Raw genomic sequence first — 1,502 nt, 5'->3', positions numbered from 1 at the left:
GGTGATTGCTCACCGGGCTGGCTGAGCGGGTGCCGCCAGCTGGGCGTTGCGCGCATTGGGGGTGGTTGGCGATGCCGGTGTTGCGTTGCGCGGCCGGACATGAGTCAAAGGCGGGATGACGGTTCCGCCGCGCTATCGCCTCAGTGACGCCGAGAAGGAGGCCCTGCTGCTTGAGCAGGCGGCGCTGATCGAGCGCCTGGTGGCGCGGGTGGCCGAGTTGGAGGCGCTCCTCGGCAAACCGAAGAAGACCTCAGCGAACTCCCACCTTCCGCCCTCGCAGGATGGTCCCGGGCGAGAGCCTCGCAAGGCGAAACGGCGGCGCAAGCCGCGGCCGTCGCGCCCCGGCGTTGCCCGGCCGCTCGCCCCGGACCCCGATCACACCGAGTGCCGTCTGGCCGAGAGCTGCCCACATTGCCGATCGGCGCTGTCACCGGCGGCACAGCGGTGTCGGCATCGCTACGACCACATCGATCTGCCCGAGGTCCGCCCGGTGGTGACGCGGGTTGAGCTGTTCGGCGGCCGCTGCGGGAGTTGCGGGCGGCGCTACCGGGCCGATCCGCCCGTCGCGATGCCGCCGGGCACACCGTTCGGGCCCGGCATCCGGGCGCTGCTGGCCTACCTGCACCACAGCCATCATGTCGGCTTCGAGCGCTTGGCGCGGATGCTGAAGGAGCTGTTCGGGCTGGCCATCTCCGAGGGCGCCATCGCCAATGCCTTCCGCCGCATGGGCCCGGCGTTCGACACGGCCTGTGCGGCGATCAAGGCCAAGCTCCTGACCGCTCCGGTCATCGCCTCGGACGAGACCACGACGCGGGTCAACGGCGTGACGCACTGGCAGTGGGTGTTTCATTCCGAGCACGCCGTGCTGCACACCATCGCCCCCAGCCGCGGCCGGGCGGTGGCCGCCGCGGTCCTGGGCGAGCATCAGCCCGAGGTGTGGATCTCCGACCGCTACGCCGGGCAGCAGGACCTGGGGCGGGTCCACCAAGTCTGTCTGGCGCACGTCATGAGGGACGTTCAGTATGCCATCGACTGCGGCGACAGCGTGGTGGCGCCGAAGATCCGCGACCACCTGCGCTGGGCCATCCGGGTGGGCAAGCGAAGACCGAGCCTGAAGGACAGCACGCTGGCCGCTTACGCTGCCAAGGCCGAGCGCGGCCTCGATGCGTTGCTCGGAGTCCCCGCCGCCCATCCGGCCGGGCGCGAGCTGCAACGCCAGATCAAGGCGTGGCGCGGCAAGTTCTTCGTCTTCCTCACCGACCGCCGCGTGCCGCCGACCAACAACGGCAGCGAGCAGGAAATCCGCCCATCCGTGATCTTCCGGAAGGTCACCAACGGCTTCCGCTCCGACTGGGGGCCGGGCATTCACGCCGGCTACCGCTCGGTCACCGGAACCGCGCGCCGCCAAGGCCAGTCCGCCTGGACCGCCATCCGCAACCTCATCGACGGCACCTTCGTCGTCGCTTAACGGCTCAGCTGCCGCCAGCCGGGTGAGTAATCAC

The 1,502-nt window shown here is 70.2% G+C and carries 1 protein-coding gene; it reads left to right on the top strand.

Features of this window, described 5'->3' with window-relative positions; genetic code table 11:
* Nucleotides 1-115 precede the first annotated feature (115 nt).
* Nucleotides 116-1,468, top strand: a complete 1,353-nt coding sequence (tnpC, locus tag DS837_RS31800; protein ID WP_149168396.1) for an IS66 family transposase — start codon at nucleotides 116-118, stop codon at nucleotides 1,466-1,468.
* Nucleotides 1,469-1,502 lie beyond the last annotated feature (34 nt).

This window comes from Azospirillum brasilense, assembly GCF_008365405.1.
Lineage (GTDB): Bacteria > Pseudomonadota > Alphaproteobacteria > Azospirillales > Azospirillaceae > Azospirillum > Azospirillum brasilense_D.
Note: the sequence above shows the minus strand (reverse complement) of the source record. Positions and strands in the feature narration are given on the sequence as shown.

Bases quoted from the DNA above. Each gene is read 5' to 3' on its own strand.
- tnpC (WP_149168396.1), top strand. From the start codon at position 116: ATGACGGTTCCGCCGCGCTATCGCCTCAGTGACGCCGAGAAGGAGGCC.